The following is a 20,922-nucleotide window of genomic DNA, read 5'->3' on the forward strand; positions in this document are numbered from 1 at the left end:
CTGTCGCAGCGAGATAAACTCGCGAGGTTGCCCCCGTAGCTCAGCTGGATAGAGCAAGAGCCTTCTAATCTCTAGGTCGCACGTTCGAGTCGTGCCGGGGGCGCTGATTAACTACTTTGCGTCGCCGCTTGTCACAGGGAGTTTTACGGCTCGATCGCGGCTTCGATCGGGCCCCATTCACCTCCTCCTGAACCACTGACTCTGGGAAACTCATTCGTGGTACAGATCCCACGAGGAGAACCGATGACCCGATTTCGGCTGAGCAGTTTCGTCGGTTTGGGCGCCGCGTCGCTGACGATCGCGCTGTCGCTTTCCCCGACGGCCACCGCCGACGCTGCGTCCTGGAACGGCGAGTACGCGATCACGTTCATCGTCGGCCCAAAGGCCGGGACGAGCATCGCGGCCGGCCAGCCTGAGGTTCAATACACCGACACCTACGGGTTCAGCTCGAGCTGCTCCGACAGCAACTGCACGGCAACGATCACCAGCGGCCCTCCGCCGAGAAATCCGACGGTTCCGCAGCCGATTCAATTCACCTGGGATGGGTCGTCCTGGACACAGGTCAGCGATTTCCAGTGGGACTGCATGATGGACGACGGCACGATCCAATGGAGTCCCGCGCGAGCCGATGTGCGCTACACGCCACAACCCGACGGGTCACTTTCCGGCACCATGCACACCGACATTTTGAGCGGCCCGTGCCAGGGCACGCTCGAGATGAACATGACGGCCGAACGCGCGTAACTCAGCGGCGCTCCAAGAAATTGTTGAATACGTAAATACCGGCGGATATGCTGTCCGGGACTCCCCTGGCACTGGGTGGCACGATAGGTTGCTATCTGTGGCTTGGGGGAGGACGCCGGAGATGAGCAAGACCGGTAAGAACCGGATAAAGAAGACGACGATGCGCGTCGCGGCGGTCGGGGTCGCGACGAGCATTGCCGGAGTTGCTGCGATGCAGCCGGCGTTGCTGTCGGCGCCCCTTGTGGATCTTGCCGCGCTGATCGTCGTCGGCAGCTCCACGCACCCGGACGGCAGTGGCAACGAGAACTTCTACCAGGGCAAGTTCGATGCGGCGCCGTACAACACCACGGGCACCGACATCACACACGTCAACTTCTTCACCGGGCCATGGGGTATCAACCAGGCGCTGCAGGACAACGCCGGCGAGCAGAACGCGATCCTGTCCTCGGGCTGGGGTGCCGCCAATGCCAGTTTGCTGCTGATGCAACTGCAGGCGCAGCACGATCCGGCCCTCCCGCAGACGGTCTTCATCCTTGACAACAACGTCGCCCGGCCCAACGGCGGCTTCGGCACCCGTTATCCGTGGTTTGCGTTGATCGGCGTCAACCCGTTCCCCACGCCTACCGACACCGACGCTGCGGCCCTCGTCGACGTCGGATACGCGTACGACTACAACTCGAACGCTCCCGCGGACGTATGGAACGTCGTAGCAGACGTGAATTCGTTGGTCGCGTACTTGTACCGGCATCTGAACCAGGACCAACTCGACCTACCGGTCAACGTTGACGGCTCGCCGAAGTACACCTGCGGGTCGGCCAACACGTGCGGCATCACCGACAACGGTCAAGTCCTCGAATGTCCTGACGCTCAATGCGGTGCAGTGCCCGCCGGCGACCGCGTGGCCGCGTACGTCACCAAGCGCGGCAACACCACCTATGTGACGTACACGAGCAACGGCCTGCCGCTGACCAACCTGATCCGCGACGTCGTGCCCGTGTTCGGCAATTTCATCGCTGATCTCACCGAACCGCTGCTGACCGTGCTCGTCAACTCGGCCTATCCCGGTGGCAATCCGATCCCCGCGGACCCCAGCAAGTACGAGCCTGCACGGCTTTTCCCGCCGCCGGCCGAGATCGTCGCGACGGCAACCAAGATTCCCGGGGCGATCCAACAGGGGCTGGAGGCGGTCACCGGTGGCGGGTCCGCCGCGACGACGACGTCCACGACAACCCTCACGGCCGACGCCGTGGCAACGAACAAAGATGTGCAAGCGTCGACAGAAAAGGATGCCGCCCTCCCTGAGAAGGACAAACCGAAGCCGTTGACCAATGTCGTGCGCGATAGCGAGAAGGCCGTCCCGCAGCAGCTCGGCGAGCAAAAGACATCGGGCGTCGACTCCGAATCCGTTGAGACAACGAGCACTTCGACATCGCCGACGCCGAAACCGACGACGGAAAGCGCGCCATCCACCGAGTCTTCGACCGGCACCGGCGAACAGACGGGTAGCGAGAACACCGGCGCGGCTGCGTAACCGTCCTCACCCGACGCCGTGGCACAGTCTGTGTATGCCCGTCCGGAGTGATCGTGACTACTGGAACCACAACACCGCACCGACCGGCGAGATCGCGGTCGTCGGTGTTGCAGCCAATAAGACTGTGCGCGACTGGTTTTGGGACGTGCTGCGCCTTCCCGCTGCACGCGCCGGATCCTGGCTGCATTCCGAGACCGGCAACATCGGCGTCGCGGTCGCCGATCCATGCGAGGGCCTCGACGACATCCGGCGCACCGCGGAAGAACTGCTGCCCGGGGCCTCGGTGCGGCGAGGCCTGTACTACAGGTATCTGTTGCGGTGGGCCAGAGCCTGACTCACCGGGGAAGTTTCGACACGATCTTGTCGGCGATGTCGGCGGCCTGGGTGACCGCGGCCTCCTGCTGTGGCGTGCACGCCTGAATGTCCAGAATCACGTTGGCGGCAAGTTCGAGCGCTCGTTGACATGACCTGATCTGGTCGCCGTTGGTCCGGGTATACGGCATCGCGAGCTGGTTGTCGGTCTTCGTCAGATCGCCACTGCGCCACTTCGGCAGCTTCTGGCCGTTGAGTTCGATGTTCACGTTGTGGTTCGTGCACTTGGACCATCGGTCCGTCGACTCGGTGAAGAATTGCCGCGCCCCATCGGCCGTGCGGTAAGACACGATCGACTGCACGACAAGGGAATCCCATTCGTCGTTGTCCGGCGCCCGAAGCATCTGCTGGCGAACCGATTTCCAGTGACTGGACTCGTAGATCGGAGCTTCGTTGACCTGCCAGACACCCAGGCAATTCAGGTTTGGCAGAAGATTGCGGTGATCACCCATCGCAGTGGCGGGCGGATGCGCCGTCATCCCGCTGGTCCCCATGACGGCGTTGATCTCGTCGGCGCTAAGGAGCGATCCGGTGAGGGCGTTGTCCGGCACCAACCTCAGTGGTTCCGAAGCCCCCGACGCAGCGCCACCCCCGCAACCGGTGACCACGAGGCTGAGCGCAACCGCCCCAATGTGTAGACGTTTCACCAGATTAGGCGTGCGTCCCTGCGGCCGCGCAGGCCACTTGAACGTTGGTGGCGTCGTTGTTCATGTCGTTCGCGGTGGTGTTCAAGCTGTCGCCGGGTATGCGCAGACCCATCTTGAGGAGCAGCTTCGTCGCGCCGACCGACCAGGACCGCATGGGATCTGCGATCCCCGGGTCCAAACCGGGTGTATTCGCTGTGCTCATCGCGAGCGCGGCGGATTCGCGCAGCGCGGTCCGGCCGACGGAGTTGCTACTGGCGACGGCGGGGTCTGAATAGTCGGAGCCTTCGAATGAGTCGGCGAAATCGCCGTAGTAGGCGGACGATCCGTCGAGGATCTGGGCGAACTGAGCGCATGCCGCCAGCGCCGCAGGATCGGCGTTGTCCGCCGTCGGCCCGGGAGCCACCTGAACCGGGCCCGGTGACGCCCCGTCGACCGTGACGTCGTCAGCGGAGGCCGTCGGAATGACCGTCGCCCCAAGGCTGAACGCGACGAAAGATGCGGCCAGCGCTCGCTCGTATACGTGAGATGAACTCAACGTTTCCTCCAAGGTAGTCGGTCTCGCAGGGTTAGCTGGTTTTGCTCCACCCGCCGGCATGCATTGCCGCCAGCCAAACCCACGTCGACGAGCCCCGTCCAGTCTCGAGGGCAGTAACTCGAACTACCGTCGATTGGCCAGGTGTCTGAAAGGTGAACACCGGCCCAACGCATGATTTCCAATCGCGGTCCATTGCCTGTCTTCGGGCTGTGGTTTTGATTGAGACTGCTTAAGCCCCACATGAGACCGCAGCGCAGAGACGCTTACTCGATGGAAACCATGCGCTAATTGTTTCCGGTCCGTTCACCGTTTGGCAACTCCACCATTAGAGGCTCCCTCGCGACAGATCCGTTGGATCCCCTTGGATTCCGACCCACGAGAGGCGTCTTAACACCCATGTTGAATCGTTTTGCCGCACTGGCTGCTTGCCTGCTGGTCCCGGTCGGGACTGCGCCCCTCGCGTTGGCCGACCCCCCTCCACCGCCGGACCCGGCGGTAGTTCCCGTCACCAACCCGCTACCGCCGGAGGGTGCCGTGCCCTCGGCTCCTCCCGGTGTCCTTGATACCCCGGACGGGTGGCACCTCGAGGTCGTCGGTAGCAATGAGACGCAGTTGCCGGTGGCGCCGCTGACCACCGCCATCTCGTCGCGCGAATACCTGGTGGCGGGCACCTTCACCGGAAAGATCTCCGGTGGCGGCAAGACCAAACTGACCGGCGGTTCGTTCGAGGCCGGTGAACAGATCGGTTGCGGCATCATCTCCGACGAAGTCGAGATCAACCCCGGCGCCAGCTTCACGCCCGGCATTAACATTCCGTTCACCAACGCCAACGCCGGCCTGGGCGTCTTCCTGCAGGGCAAGGTCTACCTGAAGCCCGGCACGGTGACGACGGTCGCCATCGACAAGAAGAAGTTCAAGGGCACCTCGACGCGCATCACGATCACCGGCGTCCGCATCAAGACCGACCAGTGCGCCGGCCAGTCGTTCATCCGCTCGTACGCAACCCTGACGAGCTCGACCGACAACACCGACGACGTCATCACCTACCTCGGCGTCACCAAGGCCGTCTGACCCCTGCGAACTCGAACGGAAGAGAAAACATGTTGAATCGCTTTGCCACAGTGGCTGCTTGCATGCTGATCCCGCTCGGGACCGCACCCCTCGCGCTGGCTGACCCGCCGGCCGACGACGCCGGGCCTCCGCCGGACAACGGCGTCGTGGCGTCGGCGGATCCCGGGATCGTGACGACTCCAGATGGTTGGGTGTTGACCGTCGTGGCCAAGGACGAGACGCAGCTGCCGGTGGCACCGCTGACGACCGCGGTCTCGTCGCGCGAATACCTCGTGGGTGGCACGTTCACCGGAACGGTGACGGGCAAGGGCAAGACCAGTCTGAAGGGCGGGACGCTGGAGGCCGGCTATCAGATCGGTTGTGGCATCGAACTCGGCCAGGTCAGGCTCATCGGCCAGGCGGGCATCAGCACCTCAGGCTCGTCGCTGACCGGCGGCATCGTGCCAACCGGCATTTCGTTCCCGATCTCCGGAACGATTGAGATCCACGCCAAGCCCGGCACGGTGTCCACCGTCACCGTCGACAAGAAGGATTACAAGACCGCGCCTGTGCGTGTCACCCTCAAGGACACCCACATCAAGGTCGACGGCTGCGTCGGTCAGTCGTTCCTGCGGTCCTACGCGACGCTGACAAGCGCGACCGACGACACCGATGACGTGGTGGCGTACTACGGCGTGACCAAGGCTGTCTGAGCCAAGCGTCGAACACTAAGGGAGAGAAGACCATTCGCCATGATTGATCGAGATCGCATGGTCATCGCAAAGAATGCGGTCGCGAACGTTGCGGCAGTAGGTTTGGTCACTTTCGGAGCGGCGGTCGCCTTCGCGGCGACCGCCGCTGCCGACCCTCCACCGCCGGAGCCCTTGCCGGTGCCCGGCGAGCCCGCGCCTCCGCCTCCCCCCGGTCCAATGGTCCCAGTCGTCGGCGCGCCTCTTGGGCCCAATGGGCTCAACGTGCTGGCGCAGAACGGACTACCGCCCGCCGATGTCCCTGGCGCACTCGGCGCACCGCCGGTCGTCGGTCTTGACCAGGCGACCGTTCTCGGCCAGAATCCGTTGCCCGCGATACCGGGCGCCAATCCGGGAACCCCGCCGAATCTCAATCCGTTCAACAACGGGTACGGGCTGGGCCAAAACCTGAAACCCTCGGCACCCGGCGAGGGCGAGCAGTTCGACGTCGCTCCCGGTGACGAGCATGCAGATGTGAGCCGTCGTGAGTGGTTCGGCCGGTACATCGACATGTACCGCGCGGGCATGCTCAAGGGCGGCTTGCTTGGCCAGATGCCCCAGGAACAGCTCGGTGAGCCGCTTCCCGGCACCGCGCCGCTGCCCGGCACGAACGTTCCGTCCGGGCTGGGTCAGTTCCTGCCCGACCCGGCGGACGCGCCGCCGCCACCTGCGCCGGGCGCGCCACCGCTCGTGCCGCCTCCACCCGCGGGCTGATTTCGCAAATAGCCCTGTGCACCAAGGGGTTTAGTCCGCGATGACGGATTGATGCTCGGCCGCCCGACGGTGGTGTCCGTTTTCCGCCAGCATCCCAGGCGGTCGCCTTCCTACCGTCGGTGCCATGCAAACCGACGTCATCGCGGATACACGCTCCGAAACCCTGAAAACCCCCGTTGTTTGGTTCATGGCGGTCGCGGCCGCCCTGGGCACTTCCAGCATTTATCCGCTGCAGCCAGCGATCGCCGACGTCGCTGATTCTCTGAATACATCGATTACAGCGGTTGGCGTTGCCCTCGCCTGCGGGCCACTCGGGTACCTCCTCGGACTCGCGTTGCTCGTGCCTCTCGTGGACAGGTTTGCGCCAAGGCATGTGCTGTCAACGCAGTTCGGCGCGCTGGCCGTGGTGTTGGCCGTCAGCGCGAGCGTCGGCGCACCGTGGCTTCTCGGCCTCACCACAGGTCTGATCGGCGCTGGATCTTCGGTCGGTGCGCAATTGAGTTCGATAGCAGGGCGGTTCGCGAACCCTCGGCGGCGCGCCACGATCCTGGGGATCGTAACCGCAGGAATCTCGGCAGGAATACTCGCGGGACGAATCATTGGTGGGTGGCTTGACGGCGAGATTAGCTGGCGTGGAACCCTTTTGACCCTTGCGATCGTGTGCGGCGCAGTCGCGTTGTATGCGTTCTTCGCGCTCCCTGTCGCGGCCGGCAGTGTCACGGCGGGATACTTCGCATCGCTTCGCGCGCTTCCGGGCCTGTATCTCCGTTTTCCTGCGCTTCGGCTTGCTGCTGCGCGCGGATCCCTTTGGTTCTTCACGTTTTGCGCCGTGTGGGCCGGCCTTGCGGTCGCGCTGTCGCAGCCGCCGTTTTCGTATTCGTCGGAACACATTGGCCTGTTCGCCTTCGCCGGCCTGCTGGGTATCGTCGCGACCCGGATCGCCGGCGTGTGGACGGATAGGGTCGGCGCACGCAAAGTGATCCTGGTCGGCCTGGCGTTGGCCCTCATCGCCGCAGCGACACTCGGTGCTTGCTTATCCAACACCCCTGTCACCCTTATCTGCCTTGGGGTGTTCGACGCTGGACTATTCGCGGCCCAAGTAGCGAACCAGAGCACCGTGCTGGCGATCGACCCATCCGCGCCAGCCCGGTTCAACAGTGCGTACATGTTCGTCTACTTCATCGGTGGCAGTCTTGGGGCCGCATTCGGCGCGGCCGCAGTCGGATGGTTCGGCTGGCACATCACCACCGCCGTGAGCGCGGGTGCGGTTGCGCTGGCCATGGTCATCACGCTCACCGCTCGCCGCACCATCCGATCGCCAAAGCGCGTACGGACCTGACACGGATTCGAGGTGACGGGTGTCGAAATACGGTCGGCCTATTCGTCATCTCCTTCAACCGGCAAGAAACGGGTGGAGGACAACAACTACGAACCCGCCGCACACGCCTGAGCGTTCGGCACCCTTAAGCTGAGGCCGTGTCCGATCCAGTACTGGTCCAGGTCGACGAGCGCGTCGCCGTCATCACCGTCAACGACCCTGAACGCCGCAACGCGGTCACCGCGGAGATCTCGGCGGCGCTGCGCGCGGCCATCGATACGGTCGAAGCCGATCCGGACGTGCACGCGGTCATCGTGACCGGTGCCGGGAAGGCGTTCTGCGCCGGCGCCAACCTGACCGCGCTCGGCGCCGCAACGGAAGACGGATTGCGCGGCATCTACGACGGTTTCCTCGCGGTCGCCAACTGCGCGCTGCCGACGATCGCGGCGGTCAACGGGGCTGCCGTCGGCGCGGGGTTGAACCTGGCGCTGGCCGCCGATGTGCGAATCGCCGGTCCCGCAGCGCTTTTCGATCCGCGCTTCCAGAAGCTCGGCATCCATCCTGGCGGTGGCGCGACATGGATGCTGCAGCGTGCGGTCGGTCCGCAAGTGGCTCGCGCCTCAATGCTTTTCGGCATGCGCTTCGACGCCGAGGCCGCGGTGCGCTACGGACTTGCGCTCACGGTCGCCGACGATCCGGTAGCCGCCGCACGTGAACTGGCAGCCGGCCCCGCCGCCGCACCACGCGAAGTCGTCATCGCCACCAAGGCATCCATGCGCGCAACCGCCAACCCCGGCGTCGTCGACACCGAGCAGCATCGGATCGCCGTCGACACCGAGATTGGGCCGCAGGCCGACTCGATCACATCGCCCGAATTCGCCAGGAGGCTGGCAGCCGCACAGCGAAAGTGACCCGCAGCGAGCCGATTGCGGCATACGCTGCAGTGGGCCGGGCCGAGAAGGGGGCATGAAATGAAGAAGCTGGCAGCAGTGCTATCTGCGGCTGTGGGAATTGCGGTAGTGCCGGTGGTCATAGCACCGGCTGCGAATGCCGACGTGTGCGCTGCCGGGGGCGGACGCCATTTCTCCGTGGGTGGCTGCACCGACATCGCCGGTGACGCGGCAGCCGTGGCCGTCGCGTCGTCGCACGTACCGTACTATCCGGGCGAAATTCCCTGCTACACCGAAGAAGGCGTGCCGTACTTCACGCCTGACGGCGATCCCTGCTGATCAGAGGTCCAGCAGCGCCAATTCCGGCGACTCGATGAGGTCGCGCAGTTCATTCAGGAACGCCGCCACCTGAGCGCCGTCAACGATGCGATGGTCGAACGCACACGTCAGTGACATGGTCGGCCGTGAGATCACTTCGCCGTCGATGACGACCGGCCGCGGTTTGAGTGAGCCCATCCCGAGAATGGCCGCCTCCGGGTAGTTGATCACCGGCACACCGTCGTCCAACCCGAGTGCACCGAAGTTCGACACTGTGAAGGTCGAGCCTTGCAGGTCGGACGGCTTGAGCGTGCCTGCCCGGGCGTCGCGAATGAGCCGGGACACGACGTCGGCCAGTTCCCGCGTGGTCTTGTCTTGCGCATCGCTGACGACGGGCACCAGAAGACCACGCGGTGCGGCCACACCGAAGCCCAGATGCACCGCCGAATGCAGGTGAATCTGAGGCCCTTCGGTGGTATCGACCCACGTCGAGTTCAGGTTCGGGTGATGCCGCAACGCGATCGTCAGCAGCCGCAGTGTCAGCACGAACGGCGTGACGGGTGCGTCTTCGCCCGCGATGTCGCGCATCCGATCGCGCAGCCGCAACAGGCCCGCGCAGTCGACCTGCACGCCTGCATGTGCGTCCGGAATCTCCCTGCGCGACACGGTCATTCGATGCGCCATCTCGGCCTGCACACCGCGCACCGTCACCATGTCGGGACTGGGCGCCGACCTGCCCGCGGCGGCCAACACGTCCTCGCGTGTGATGATTCCATCCGGGCCCGAACCCGTCACATGCGCCAGGTCAACGTTCAACTCGGCGGCCAGCTTTCGCACCAGCGGCTTCGCCCGTGGGCGTGCGCCGACGGATCCCCGCCTGCTGCTGTCCATCTCGTCGTCCGTGCCGTAGCCGACGAGCACCGGCTTACGCTTGGGGCTGCCGTTCTGCGACGGTACAGTCTGCGCCTCAGAGGTGGCGATGCGAATCAGGACGGCGCCGACGTCCAGCGTCTCCCCTTCGGCGCCACCGAGTTCGACGACGCGACCGGCATATGGACTCGGAATCTCGACCTCGGCCTTGTTCGTTTCGACCGTGCACAACGTCTGGTTCAATTCGACCTCGTCGCCGACCGCGACGCTCCAATTGGTGATGGTCGCATCCTCGAGCCCCTCCCCTAGGTCGGGTACCAGAAAGTCTCGTACGCCGGGCTCGCTCATGGCTGTTCCATCGCCCGCTCGACGCAATCCAGCAGTCGATCCGGCCCTGGCAGCCACAACTTCTCCAGCCGCGCTGGCGGATACGGCGTGTCAAAACCGGTGGCGCGCAACACGGGTGCCTCCAGGTCGTAGAACAGCTCCTCCTGAATCCTCGCGGCCAACTCGGCGCCGAACCCCAATGTGCGCGGGCCCTCATGCATCACCACGGCACGCCCAGTTCTGCGCACTGACTCCGCGACGGTCTCGAAGTCGAGCGGGTTCAACGATCGCAGGTCGACGACTTCGAGACTCCAACGGTCGGCGGCCAACTCCGCAGCGCTGAGAGCAGTCGCGACGAGAGGGCCGTACGTCAGCACCGTGACGTCCTCGCCGGGTCGTCTGATCGCTGCCCGCCCGATCGGCAGCGCCGGTGCGTTGGTGTCGACGGGTTCCTTCGCCCAATACCGGCGCTTGGGTTCAAGGTAGATGACCGGATCGCGACTGGTGATTGCCTGCCGCAGCAGCCAATACGCGTCCGACGGGGTTGACGGCGCCACCACTTTGAGCCCGGCGGTGTGAAGCCAGTAGCTTTCCGTGGACTCCGAATGATGCTCCACCGCACCGATGCCGCCGAACGACGGAATGCGAATCGTGACCGGCATGTCCACGTCGCCGCGGGTGCGCATGCGGTACTTCGCCAAGTGACTGACGATCTGATCGAACGCAGGGGCAGAGAACCCGTCGAACTGGATTTCTGGTACGGGTACAAACCCGCGAATTGCGAAGCCGATCGCAATCCCGACGATCGCCGACTCGGCCAGCGGTGTGTCGAAACAGCGTTGGTCACCGAAGGTTTCGGCCAGGCCCTCGGTCACCCGGAACACGCCGCCGAGCTTGGCGACGTCTTCACCGAAGACGAGCACCCGCTCATCTGCCGCCATCGCGTCGTGCAGCGCGCGGTTGATCGCCTGCACCATGGTCAGGGTCGGTGCCGTCGGTACGGCCGTCAGCATCGGTCCGCGTGGCTCCGGCGTATCGTCGCCGTGCATCGGGGGTCGTTCGATGATCTGCGTCATGTCAGGCCTCCTTCGCCAATTCGGCCAGCAGCTTCCGACGCTGATCCGCCAACGCTGGGGTGATGTCGTGGTATACGGTGTCGAACATCTCGGTGATGTCGAAGTCGTCAGCCTCGACCACCGACTGGCGTAGCTCGCCGCGCAGACGCTTCGACCTGGCCGCGACCCGCTCCTCCAACCGTTCCGTCCACACCCCGACGGACTGTAAATAGTTGCGATATCGCGCAATTGGATCGCGCGCTGTCCAGAGGTCGACCTCCTCTTGCGAGCGATATCGGGTCGGGTCGTCGGACGTGGTGTGCGGGCCGACCCGGTAGGTGATCGCTTCGATCAGCGTCGGGCCACCGCCCCCACGTGCCCGCTCGGCGGCCTCGGTCATCACCGCGTAGCAGGCCAGCACGTCGTTGCCGTCGACCCGGATGCCCGGCATCCCATAGCCGATGGCCCGGTGCGCGATCGACGGTCCTGCCATCTGATGGCTGACGGGCACCGAGATCGCCCATTGGTTGTTCTGGATGAAGAACACGCACGGCGCCTTGTACACCGAGGCGAGGTTGAACGCCTCGTGGGCGTCGCCCTCGCTCGTGGCGCCGTCTCCGAGGAACGCCACGGTCACCGAATCCTCGCCAAGCCGTTGCGCGGCCATCGCGGCCCCGACCGCGTGCAAGCCGTGCGTGCCGATGGGAATGGCGATGGGGGCGACGCACTTCTTCGTGAATTCCAGCCCGCCGTGCCACTTGCCCCGCCAAACGGCGCCCATTTGGCCCGGCGTGATGCCGCGCAGGAGGAAAGCGCCGATCTCGCGATATTGCGGGAACAACCAGTCGGTCTTACGCAGGCACGCCGCCGCCCCGATCTGGGCCGCCTCCTGGCCCCGGCACGACGCGAAGAGCGCCAGTTCACCCTGCCGCTGCAGGTTGACGAACTCGACGTCGAGGTCGCGCGTAACGACCATCATCTCGTAGAGCCAGCTCAGCGTTTCGGGTGGAAGATCCCGGCTGTAGCGGTTCTCAGACGTCGGGGCCCCGTCGGGGGCGACAAGTTGGACCGGCTCAACGTCGACGGCCAGGGGCACGTCAGTCGCCGCAGATACATCAGCCATACCGCCTCCTTTTCGGTGACGGCATGTTCCGCCGTCAGACCGCGAGGTGCTCAGCGCGGAGGCGGTCAGAGCAAAACCCCTGGTGAGAGGCTGTCAGCTAGCCACCGGGGTGGGGCGCTAGGCCGACGATGCGCTCTGCTCGCCGCAGCACTGGGGCAATTCCATTATGCGCTCGTATCGAGGTACGCCCGGCTCATCGCGGGGCGCGGCGGCGACGTGTCGGTGTCAGTACTGCCGATATCGGCGCTGCACGTGTGCTTGACGGATCCGGATCTGCTCGCGGCGTTCGTCGGGTGAGACGAGGCGCGTGGAAGCGGGCAGTTGTTGTCGGATGCCGGCGAGCGGCAGCTTGCTCACGTTCACCTTCGGGAGTTCGTCCGGCGGCACGGGATACGTCCACCGCACGGTCAGGAACCCTCGCCGCAGTCCGGTGGTGTCCAGCCAGTTCGGCACGCCCGGGTCGGTGTGGGCAACGACGTAGCGGGTGATTCCGTCGGCGTCGGTCTCGGCCTGAAACCCGTTCAGGCTGGTCACATGATTGGCGTAGTCCAATGACTCGCCCCAGAGGTTGCCCAGATGAAATCCCGTATAGGAGGGTTTGACTGGGACGTCGACTTCGATCAGGAGGGCCTCGTCGGGAGCGAGGTCGAACATTCCGCCGGAGTAGACGTTGGTGCATTGCCCACCGCCGGTCGCGAGGTTCGCCCGCGCGGGCTCGTTGAGTCCGTTGGTCGGCATGAACGTCTGCCCATCGCCGTTCCTGTCGCCGTGGGCCTCGAGAATCAAGTCGTAGAACTCATTCCAGAACTTCATCTGGTTTTCGACGATTTCGCCGACTCGGCGGATCTTCGTGGCCGCGGCTGGTGGGTCGATAGGCCGTGGATGGCCGCCTTCCCGACCTACCTGGACGATGTGCAGATCCGGCGATATCTCGTTTTCCCAGTCGTGGAAGAGCATCCGGACGATGAGATAGCGCGCGGTCTTGGCGCCGTCGGCGCCGGCAACGAAGTTGCCGGTGTGCTCGGGGGGCCTCTGCGGGGCGACGAGGATCTCGAACCGACCGTCGTCGCCGATGATCAGATCGGTGCTGTCCAACGACCCGGTGATGGCACGTTCGCTCGGGCTGAGTTCCGCCAGGCTGCCCGAGTCGCCGGCGTATGCGGTGTGCGCCTCGAAGATCATGTACTGCGGCGGCTTCGATCCGGCCAGCCGGCCTCGCACCCGATAAGTCTTTGCGCCGTCGATCGAGGCCGACAGGTACAAGGCGTCGGCGTTGTCGATGGTCGCCTTGTCGACGGGTTGGATGGCGCGCCGGAAGTACGGGAAGTCGGAATCTTCACAGAAGGCGCGTTCGATCGCGCTGAACGCAAAGCCGAGCAGATAGCGATAGCCTTCCGCGAGTCCGCGCTCGGTCTCCGGCGGTGCGTGCAGATCTGGTGAGTCGATCGCATTGCGGGCCCTGTTCAGCCCGTCGATCAAGTCAGTCCACGCCGCGCGGAGCGCGGGCGCGGTGGGGTCAGTGGACACGTGCGTGCTCTCCTTCGACATCCCATCCGAAGCGCTCGAAAAGCGCGGCGAGGTGGGTATGGATCTCATCGGGGTCAAGGCCGAATTCTTCGAGGCTGTAGCGATGGGTCGACTCATGCGCTCCGCCGCGGGCACTATGGATCGCTTCGGCGGCCGCCGGCCCGAGTTCGAGCCCGAGCTCGTCGTAGACGCGGCGCATGGTGGCCTCGGGCTGGCTCACCAGGTCCCGATAATCGACGACACACGAACGCGTCTCCGGATGTCTGGCCAAGACTTCGAGGGGGTGTTCATACGCGTCGAACGACTGGTCGGCCAGCACGCGCAGGGAGTTGTTGATCAAGTGGTCGTCGCGGCCGCGCAACCTCCACGCGGTCTGCAGCATCTTCAGCAGGCTCGGGATCGTCTCGTACGGATTGCGCACTGGAACAACGAATCTGGCGTCCGGAAACGCCTCGATGAGGGCTTCGACGCGGCCGCAGAACGTCGGGTTCTTACTCAAATGGATTCCGCCGCCGTTCAAGGCCAGCTGGCGGCGCACGCATTCCTTGTAGAAGGTCATCACGCGCCGGCGCTTGTGTGCGCGCCAGTGGTCGACGTGGTAGAAGTCCAACTCCCCCATGTAGGGGAACATGACGATCCAGAAACCGGATGCCAATGACCATGTGAGCAGGAAGTCGTCCTCCTCTGGCGCGAAGAATCCTGTTCTGTGCATATCGTTCGTCTCGGCGAAGGCGCGCTCTTCAATCGCGTCGAGTTTCCGCCGCAAGCGCTTACCGAACATGTCGTCGATTCGAAACAGCAATCGCAGGAGGCGTTTTTCCAACAGCGACGGGAAGAACATCTCGTACATCAGGACGTAGCTGAACTGTGGGTCTTTGGCCATCAGTCGATGAAGATACGTCGTGCCGCTTCTGGCATGTCCGACAGAGAAGACCGGCTCACGCACCTGCGTGCGTCGCAACGACGGGAAAAGAACCGGATCCAGGGCGAAACAGATTGCGTGGACGGCGACGATGACCGGCACGGCGATCAGGAAGGTGCCGAACATCTTTCGACGTTGCGCTGGATTTGGTTCCTGACGCAACAACCTGAGCATCGTGCGGTAGTTGGCCCAGTCGAAGTAGAAGCCGACCATGAAGGGAGGTTAATCGTAGAAATTTGACAATGTCAAGCAAATGATAAGGTCCGGACATGAAGGTGTATGCCGTGGTGGACCCGCAGCTGCTGGCTGCGGTCGGCGCCTACGCGCGACGCGTCGAGCAACTGGGGTTCGACGGCCTGCACGTCGCTGAGACGATTCACGATTCACTCGCGGTCGCCCTCTTGGCCGTTGAGCACACCACGCGGGTGACCGTTCGCACCGCGGTGACGCTGGCGTTCGTCCGCAGCCCGACCCTGGTGGCGTACGCGGCCTGGGACCTGTCGACGCTGTCCGGCGGACGGTTCGAGTTAGGGCTAGGCACTCAGATCAAACAGAACATCCAGGATCGCTACGGCATGCCGTGGAGCGAACCCCGCTCGCGTTTAAGGGATTACGTCGGTGCATTGGACGCACTGTTCAGCGCATTCCGCACGGGCGGTCCCGTGCACTACGAGGGCGAGCACTATCGGTTGACCCGCATGCAGCCATACTTCAATCCTGGACCCAGCGATGCCGTGACGCCCCCCATCTGGTTGGGCGCGGTGAACGCCGGCATGTGCGAACTCGCCGGCGAAGTGGCCCACGGCGTCGTCACCCACTCGACGAACTCCGACCCCGCATATCTACGCGACGTCGTCCGTCCAGCGCTGCGCCGAGGCGCCGCCAAAGCCGGGCGCACCGTCGACCCGCTGATCATGGCGTCGACGGCCATCGCCACCGGAGGCAGCGACGCCGCGGTTGCCCGCGAACGGGAACGACAACGCCGCATGCTTGCCTTCTTGTACTCAACCCCGGCGTACGCAACGGCGCTGCAGCGGCGACGCTGGACCGAACTGCCCGAGCAGCTTCGGGCTCTGGTCCGCACGGAGGCTCTGGGACGAACTGCCGTCTGTCCTCAGCGATGCGGTGCTCGATGAGCTTCTCATCTGCGGTCGCTATGACGAGCTACCCGCGCTCCTCACAACGAGATTCGCAGATGTGGCGGACGGGGTTGTACTGCCTCCGCTCGGTGATACGCGTGACGACGAACTGCTGGCGGCATGCGTCGCCGAACTGAAGCAGGAGACCTAGGCGTCGTCTATCGCGGTCGCGGTCGTATCGGCGAGGAACCGCGTCAACAGTCGGTTGAAATCCTCTAGCTCCGCGGCCGACCAGCGCGAAAGCGCGCGCTCCAGGTGACGCCGTCGCACGCCTTGCAGCGACCCAGCAACCCGCTTGCCGTCCGCGGTCGCGGCCACCAGTGAGATGCGGCCATCCGCAGGATCCAGCTCTCGCGTTACGAGTCCGGCGTCCACAAGCCCACTCACCTGCCGCGTGGCCATTCCCATATCCATGTGGGCGATTCGGGACAAGGCGCCCATCGGGAGCGGACCCTCATCGATCAGGGTGCGCAACAGGACGTACGACGGTTGCGACAGGTCAACATCGGCGGCCGCGGCCTGTCGCGCGAACATCGACCGGCTTCCGCTCAGCCGCATCACGCGGGCGAGCGTGTGGTTGATGGAATCCAGCGACTCTTGCCGACCCGACATTGGCACATCATGCACGCTACGGCGCGAGCGCGACGATCCGTTCGGCACGCCGAAGCACGGGAGCGTCGACCATCAAGCCGTCGTGTTGGAACACGCCCCGCTCGTCGGCGACCCTGGCCAGCACTGCGCGCGCCCATTCCACTTGGTCGGGTGTCGGCGTGTACCCGTCGCGGATGACCGCAACCTGCGACGGGTGGATCGCCACCTTGGCGTCAAAGCCCACCGCGACCGCGTCGTCGACCTCGGCGCGCAGCCCGTCGAGGTTCTTGATGTCCAGATACACCGAATCGAGCGCCATCCGTCCGTACGCCTTGGCCGCCAGCAGGGTCTGCGACCGCACGTGCTTAGCCACCTCGCGATAGGTGCCGTCCGGGTATCTGTTGGCTGTCCCGCCCAGCACCGCGAACAAGTCCTCGGCACCCCACATCAGAGCCGTGGCGTTGTCCATCCTCACCAAATCGTTGACCGCGATTGCGCCAAGCGGCGTCTCGATGAGCACCACGACGTCCAGGGGCGTCAGGTCACGAATCTGTTGTGGATCTTCGGTTTTCGCCAACATCACCGTGGTATAGGACGTGCGCGACAGCGCTTCCAGGTCGAGTTGATGGTCGGCGGTCGCGCTCGGGTTGACACGGACCACCGTGCGGTCAGGATCAAGCGGCGTCTCGACCAATGCGGCGCGGGCCGCTTCGCGGTCCTTGGCCGCCACACCGTCTTCGAGGTCGAGGATCACGACATCGGCAGCCGCGGCGGCCTTTTCGAAGCGCTCCGGCCGGTCCGCCGGGCAGAACAACCACGCGGGGCCCGTCTGCTCGAGCGCCATTACTTCTCCCCGGCGGGACGCTTGCGCACCATGGTCTTTCGGACGGCGGTGGCCACCACATCACCGTGCTGATTCCGTGCCGTGTGCGCAAGGGTGACGACACCTTCGCCGGGTCGGCTCTTGGATTCGCGCTTCTCCGTCACCAGCGTCTCTGCATACAACGTATCGCCATGGAAAAGCGGTTTGGGAAAGGCGATTTCGGAAAAGCCGAGGTTCGCCACGATAGTGCCCTGAGTCAGTTGCGCGACCGACAACCCCACCATCGTCGACAGGGTGAACATCGAATTGACCAGCCGCGCATGAAACGGCGGCAACGCGTCGGCGAACGCCGCGTCCAGATGCAGCGCCTGGGTGTTCATCGTCAACGTCGTGAACAAGACGTTGTCGGCCTCGGTGATCGTGCGGCCGGGGCGGTGCAGATACGTGGTGCCAGGTTCGAATTCCTCGTACCACAGACCACGCTGTTCGACGACGGGACCGTCGGTCATAGGCCGGCCTGCCTGGCGATGAGCATCAACTGCACCTCCGTTGTCCCCTCCCCGATTTCGAGGATCTTGCTGTCGCGGTAGTGCCGCGCCACGGCGAACTCGTTCATGAAACCGTAGCCGCCGAAGATCTGCGTGGCGTCGCGGGCATTGTCCATCGCCGCCTCGCTGGCCACCAGTTTGGCGATCGCGGCCTGCTTCTTGAACGGCTTGCCCGACAACATCAACGCCGCCGCGTCGTAGTAGGCCGTGCGCGCGGTGTGCGCACGGGCCTCCATACGCGCGATCTTGAACGCGATGGCTTGATTCGCGCCGATCTTCTGGCCGAACGCTTCGCGTTCCTTGGCGTACTTGATGCTCTCGTCCACGCAGCCCTGCGCGGCGCCGACCGACAGAGCGGCGATCGCGATGCGGCCCTCGTCGAGGATGCGCAGGAAGTTGGCGTAGCCGCGGCCGCGCTCGCCGAGCAGATTCTCGGCCGGTACCCGCACATCGTCGAAGCTCAGCGGGTGAGTGTCCGAGGCGTTCCAGCCGACCTTGTTATACGCGGGTTCCGCGGTGAACCCCGGAGTGGGAACGGGCACCAGGATTGACGAGATCTCCTTGCCGCCGTCTTCGCGTTCGCCGGTAACCGCAGTGACCGTCACGAGTTTGGTGATGTCGGTGCCGGAGTTGGTGATGAATTGCTTGCTGCCGTTGATGACCCACGTTGATCCATCCATCTTGGCAGTCGTCTTGGTCGCTCCCGCGTCGGTACCGCCACCGGGTTCGGTCAGGCCGAACGCGCCGAGGGCCTTGCCGCTGGCCAACAGCGGCAGCCATTCCTGCTTCTGCGCGTCGTTTCCGAAGCGGTACACCGGCATCGCGCCCAGTGAGACACCGGCTTCCAACGTGATCGCCACGCTCTGGTCGACCTTGCCGAGTTCCTCGAGCGCAAGGCACAACGCGAAGTAGTCGCCGCCCATGCCGCCGTATTCCTCCGGAAACGGCAGCCCGAACAGGCCCATGTCGGCCATGCCGGACACCACCTCGTACGGGAACGAATGCTCTTCGTCATGTTTGGCAGACACGGGCGCCACCACGCTCTGGGCGAAGTCGCGCACCGTCTTGGCGAGCTGCTCGTAGTGGTCGGGCAGCATGCCGGTGGCAAGAAAGTCAGTCATGTGCTTCTTCTTTCACTTCTGCTGGATTGCCGGCTCCGCCGGCGGCGATTCTGGCCAACGGCTGGCCCACCTTGACCTGGTCGCCGGTGGCGACGAGTAGTTCGACCACGCCGTGTATCGGCGCGGCGAGCGCGTGTTCCATCTTCATGGCCTCGACGGTGACCACGACGGTGCCCGCTTCGACCCGCTCGCCGTCCGCAACGCCAACGGCCACAACCGAACCGGGCATCGGGCTGGTGAGCTCGGCGTCGCCGCTGTGCTCGTCGTCTGGCCGGACCGGAGGTTCTCTCAGCTCATCGATAACCGCGGTGTGCCCTGCGCCGGACAGCCAGATCTGGCCGTCGGCGGCAGCGACGAGGTATTCGGTGCGCACTCCGTCAAGCGTGAGCGCCAGCCGGTCACCGTCGAGTGACGCTGCGAGGGAATGTGTTTCGCCATCTTCGACGACTGCGGTCGCCGCTGTCGGTGAGCCCGTGAGGTAGACATGATCGGTTCGCTCACCCGCATGCAGGCGGAACGTCGTCGGTGCCCGCTCCCCCATCCGCCATCCCGTCGGCACCTCCCACAAGTCACCGACTCGCGCGGGCCACGCGCGCAGCCATTTGTATGCCGCGGCGGCGATCAGCTCGTCGTCACCGGGCAGCGCAGGAGAGTAGTCAGGCGTGCGGCGGTCCAGCAGTCCGGTGTCCAGGCGGCCGGCGACCACGTCCGGATCGGTCAGCAGGAAGCGGAGGAACTCGATGTTGGTGGTGACACCGAGGACGGCGGTATCGGCCAACGCTCGATCCAGCGCGCGAAGCGCGCCCTCGCGATCACCGGCGTGGGCGATGACCTTGGCGAGCATGGGGTCGTAGTCGCTACCGACCACGGTGCCGCGGGCCAACCCGGAATCCACCCGGACTCCCTGACCGCGAGGTTCGGTCAGATCGAGCACGTCACCGCCTGTGGGCAAGAACCCGTTCGCCGGATCCTCGGCGTAGATGCGGGCTTCGATGGCGTGCCCACTCATGGTGATGTCGTCCTGGGCGATCGGCAGCTTCTCGCCTGCCGCGATGTGCACCTGCTGCTCCACCAGGTCGATGCCCGTGACCATCTCGGTCACGGGGTGCTCGACCTGAAGGCGGGTGTTCATTTCCATGAAAAAGAACTCGTCGGGCCGGTCCGCGGACACGATGAATTCGACTGTGCCTGCGCCGGTGTAGTCGACGCTGCGGGCGGTGTCGCAGGCAGCCGCACCGATGCGCGCTCGGGTGGCCTCGTCGAGCAGCGGTGAGGGCGCCTCCTCTATGACCTTCTGGTGGCGCCGCTGGAGGCTGCATTCACGCTCGCCGAGGTGTACGACGTTGCCGTACCCGTCGGCGAGTACCTGCACCTCGATATGCCTGGGGTTCAACACGAATCGCTCGATGAACAGCGTGTCGTCACCGAACGCAGCTGCGGCCTCGCGGCGCGCGCTGGCCAGCGCGCCGGCCAGTTCCGACGGCTGATGCACGACCCGCATGCCCTTGCCGCCCCCACCGGCCGATGGCTTCACCAGGACGGGGTATCCGACGTCGTCGGCGCCGGCGATCAGGTCGGCGTCGGTGAGGCCGGGCCGGGATACGCCAGGAACGACCGGCACGCCGAACGCCGACACCGCCGCCTTCGCGGCAATCTTGTCGCCCATGGTCTGGATCGCCGCGACCGGCGGCCCGATGAACACGATGCCAGCGTCCAAAAGCGCGGCGGCGAATTCGGCGTTCTCGGAAAGGAACCCGTATCCGGGATGAACGGCCTGGGCGCCGGTGCGCCGCGCGGCCGCGACGACGGCTTCGATGTTGAGGTAGCTCTGCCGCGCGGGGGCGGGCCCGATGCCGACGGCGACGTCGGCCTCCACGACGTGGCGCGCACCGGCGTCGGCGTCACTGAACACCGCGACCGAACGGATGCCCATCGCCCGCAGTGTGCGGATCACCCGCACGGCGATCTCGCCGCGGTTGGCAACAAGGACAGTGTCAAGCCTCATGCA

The 20,922-nt window shown here is 65.0% G+C and carries 22 protein-coding genes and 1 tRNA gene; 11 read left to right on the plus strand and 12 right to left on the minus strand.

Translation table 11 applies throughout. The features are described from left to right. The first annotated feature begins 29 nt into the window (after window positions 1-29). From ACWW36_RS28125 to ACWW36_RS28140, 4 genes are all read left to right on the plus strand, one after another. Window positions 30-103: transfer RNA gene (locus ACWW36_RS28125), tRNA-Arg, on the plus strand. A gap of 140 nt (window positions 104-243) precedes the next feature. Beyond that, window positions 244-744, plus strand: a complete 501-nt coding sequence (locus tag ACWW36_RS28130) for an Rv2253 family sensor-like surface protein (RefSeq protein ID WP_456139192.1) — start codon at window positions 244-246, stop codon at window positions 742-744. 121 nt (window positions 745-865) lie between these two features. Beyond that, window positions 866-2,275, plus strand: coding sequence for a PE-PPE domain-containing protein (locus tag ACWW36_RS28135; protein WP_456139193.1), 1,410 nt, complete (start codon window positions 866-868; stop codon window positions 2,273-2,275). A 34-nt stretch (window positions 2,276-2,309) separates the two neighbouring features. Then, window positions 2,310-2,609, plus strand: coding sequence for a hypothetical protein (locus ACWW36_RS28140; protein ID WP_456139194.1), 300 nt, complete (start codon window positions 2,310-2,312; stop codon window positions 2,607-2,609). 1 nt (window position 2,610) lies between these two features. Here ACWW36_RS28140 and ACWW36_RS28145 read toward each other — a convergent pair whose 3' ends face one another. Together ACWW36_RS28145 and ACWW36_RS28150 are read right to left on the minus strand one after the other, a co-directional pair. Beyond that, window positions 2,611-3,198 (minus strand): sensor domain-containing protein, encoded by a 588-nt coding sequence (locus ACWW36_RS28145; protein WP_456139195.1) that lies wholly within the window; start codon window positions 3,196-3,198, stop codon window positions 2,611-2,613. Between the two features lie 100 nt (window positions 3,199-3,298). Next, entirely contained in the window at window positions 3,299-3,829 is a 531-nt protein-coding gene (locus tag ACWW36_RS28150; RefSeq protein ID WP_456139196.1) for a hypothetical protein, read from the minus strand. 396 nt (window positions 3,830-4,225) lie between these two features. On the opposite strand from ACWW36_RS28150, the gene ACWW36_RS28155 reads away from it, so the two are divergent. The 6 genes from ACWW36_RS28155 (at window position 4,226) to ACWW36_RS28180 (ending at window position 8,889) form a co-directional block, all read left to right on the plus strand. Then, window positions 4,226-4,900 (plus strand): MspA family porin, encoded by a 675-nt coding sequence (locus ACWW36_RS28155; protein WP_456139197.1) that lies wholly within the window; start codon window positions 4,226-4,228, stop codon window positions 4,898-4,900. Between the two features lie 29 nt (window positions 4,901-4,929). Further along, window positions 4,930-5,592, plus strand: a complete 663-nt coding sequence (locus ACWW36_RS28160; protein WP_456139198.1) for an MspA family porin — start codon at window positions 4,930-4,932, stop codon at window positions 5,590-5,592. A gap of 57 nt (window positions 5,593-5,649) precedes the next feature. After that, on the plus strand, window positions 5,650-6,342 hold the full coding sequence (locus tag ACWW36_RS28165) for a hypothetical protein (RefSeq protein WP_456139199.1): 693 nt from the start codon (window positions 5,650-5,652) through the stop codon (window positions 6,340-6,342). Between the two features lie 124 nt (window positions 6,343-6,466). Beyond that, the gene (locus ACWW36_RS28170) at window positions 6,467-7,681 is read left to right on the plus strand and encodes an MFS transporter (RefSeq protein WP_456139200.1); all 1,215 of its coding nucleotides are present in this window, start codon (window positions 6,467-6,469) and stop codon (window positions 7,679-7,681) included. Window positions 7,682-7,818: 137 nt separating this feature from the next. Further along, entirely contained in the window at window positions 7,819-8,571 is a 753-nt protein-coding gene (locus ACWW36_RS28175; protein ID WP_456139201.1) for an enoyl-CoA hydratase, read from the plus strand. A gap of 60 nt (window positions 8,572-8,631) precedes the next feature. Next, window positions 8,632-8,889 (plus strand): hypothetical protein, encoded by a 258-nt coding sequence (locus ACWW36_RS28180; protein ID WP_456139202.1) that lies wholly within the window; start codon window positions 8,632-8,634, stop codon window positions 8,887-8,889. Here the strand turns inward: ACWW36_RS28180 and ACWW36_RS28185 are convergent, their stop codons facing one another. From ACWW36_RS28185 to ACWW36_RS28205, 5 genes are all read right to left on the minus strand, one after another. Then, the gene (locus ACWW36_RS28185; RefSeq protein ID WP_456139203.1) at window positions 8,890-10,086 is read right to left on the minus strand and encodes a dihydrolipoamide acetyltransferase family protein; all 1,197 of its coding nucleotides are present in this window, start codon (window positions 10,084-10,086) and stop codon (window positions 8,890-8,892) included. Beyond that, window positions 10,083-11,078 (minus strand): alpha-ketoacid dehydrogenase subunit beta, encoded by a 996-nt coding sequence (locus ACWW36_RS28190; protein ID WP_456142657.1) that lies wholly within the window; start codon window positions 11,076-11,078, stop codon window positions 10,083-10,085. Before ACWW36_RS28190 ends, ACWW36_RS28185 begins: the two co-directional genes overlap by 4 nt. A 64-nt stretch (window positions 11,079-11,142) precedes the next feature. Continuing rightward, entirely contained in the window at window positions 11,143-12,243 is a 1,101-nt protein-coding gene (pdhA, locus tag ACWW36_RS28195; RefSeq protein ID WP_456139204.1) for a pyruvate dehydrogenase (acetyl-transferring) E1 component subunit alpha, read from the minus strand. Window positions 12,244-12,468: 225 nt separating this feature from the next. After that, entirely contained in the window at window positions 12,469-13,770 is a 1,302-nt protein-coding gene (locus ACWW36_RS28200; RefSeq protein WP_456139205.1) for a DUF1214 domain-containing protein, read from the minus strand. Further along, the gene (locus tag ACWW36_RS28205; protein WP_456139206.1) at window positions 13,760-14,905 is read right to left on the minus strand and encodes a sulfotransferase family protein; all 1,146 of its coding nucleotides are present in this window, start codon (window positions 14,903-14,905) and stop codon (window positions 13,760-13,762) included. The genes ACWW36_RS28200 and ACWW36_RS28205 overlap by 11 nt, the downstream gene beginning before the upstream one ends. Before the next feature lie 56 nt (window positions 14,906-14,961). Between ACWW36_RS28205 and ACWW36_RS28210 the strand changes: the two genes are divergently transcribed. Next, window positions 14,962-15,828: an LLM class flavin-dependent oxidoreductase gene (locus tag ACWW36_RS28210; protein ID WP_456139207.1), complete on the plus strand. Its 867-nt coding sequence runs from the start codon at window positions 14,962-14,964 to the stop codon at window positions 15,826-15,828. Between the two features lie 150 nt (window positions 15,829-15,978). On the opposite strand, the gene ACWW36_RS28215 is transcribed toward ACWW36_RS28210, so the two are convergent. Genes ACWW36_RS28215 through ACWW36_RS28235 form a run of 5 tightly spaced genes read right to left on the minus strand, consistent with a single transcriptional unit; the run spans window position 15,979 to window position 20,919 of the window. After that, window positions 15,979-16,443, minus strand: coding sequence for a MarR family winged helix-turn-helix transcriptional regulator (locus ACWW36_RS28215; RefSeq protein WP_456139208.1), 465 nt, complete (start codon window positions 16,441-16,443; stop codon window positions 15,979-15,981). A 16-nt stretch (window positions 16,444-16,459) separates the two neighbouring features. Next, window positions 16,460-17,266 (minus strand): HpcH/HpaI aldolase/citrate lyase family protein, encoded by an 807-nt coding sequence (locus ACWW36_RS28220; RefSeq protein ID WP_456139209.1) that lies wholly within the window; start codon window positions 17,264-17,266, stop codon window positions 16,460-16,462. Then, a complete protein-coding gene (locus ACWW36_RS28225; RefSeq protein ID WP_456139210.1) occupies window positions 17,266-17,754 on the minus strand; it encodes a MaoC family dehydratase in 489 nt (162 codons plus the stop codon). Before ACWW36_RS28225 ends, ACWW36_RS28220 begins: the two co-directional genes overlap by 1 nt. After that, complete coding sequence (locus tag ACWW36_RS28230; protein ID WP_456139211.1) at window positions 17,751-18,914, minus strand: acyl-CoA dehydrogenase family protein; 1,164 nt, start codon at window positions 18,912-18,914, stop codon at window positions 17,751-17,753. Before ACWW36_RS28230 ends, ACWW36_RS28225 begins: the two co-directional genes overlap by 4 nt. Continuing rightward, window positions 18,907-20,919, minus strand: coding sequence for an acetyl/propionyl/methylcrotonyl-CoA carboxylase subunit alpha (locus tag ACWW36_RS28235; RefSeq protein WP_456139212.1), 2,013 nt, complete (start codon window positions 20,917-20,919; stop codon window positions 18,907-18,909). Before ACWW36_RS28235 ends, ACWW36_RS28230 begins: the two co-directional genes overlap by 8 nt. Between the last annotated feature and the right edge of the window lie 3 nt (window positions 20,920-20,922).

The sequence above is a fragment of the Mycobacterium sp. MMS18-G62 genome (genome assembly GCF_053877835.1).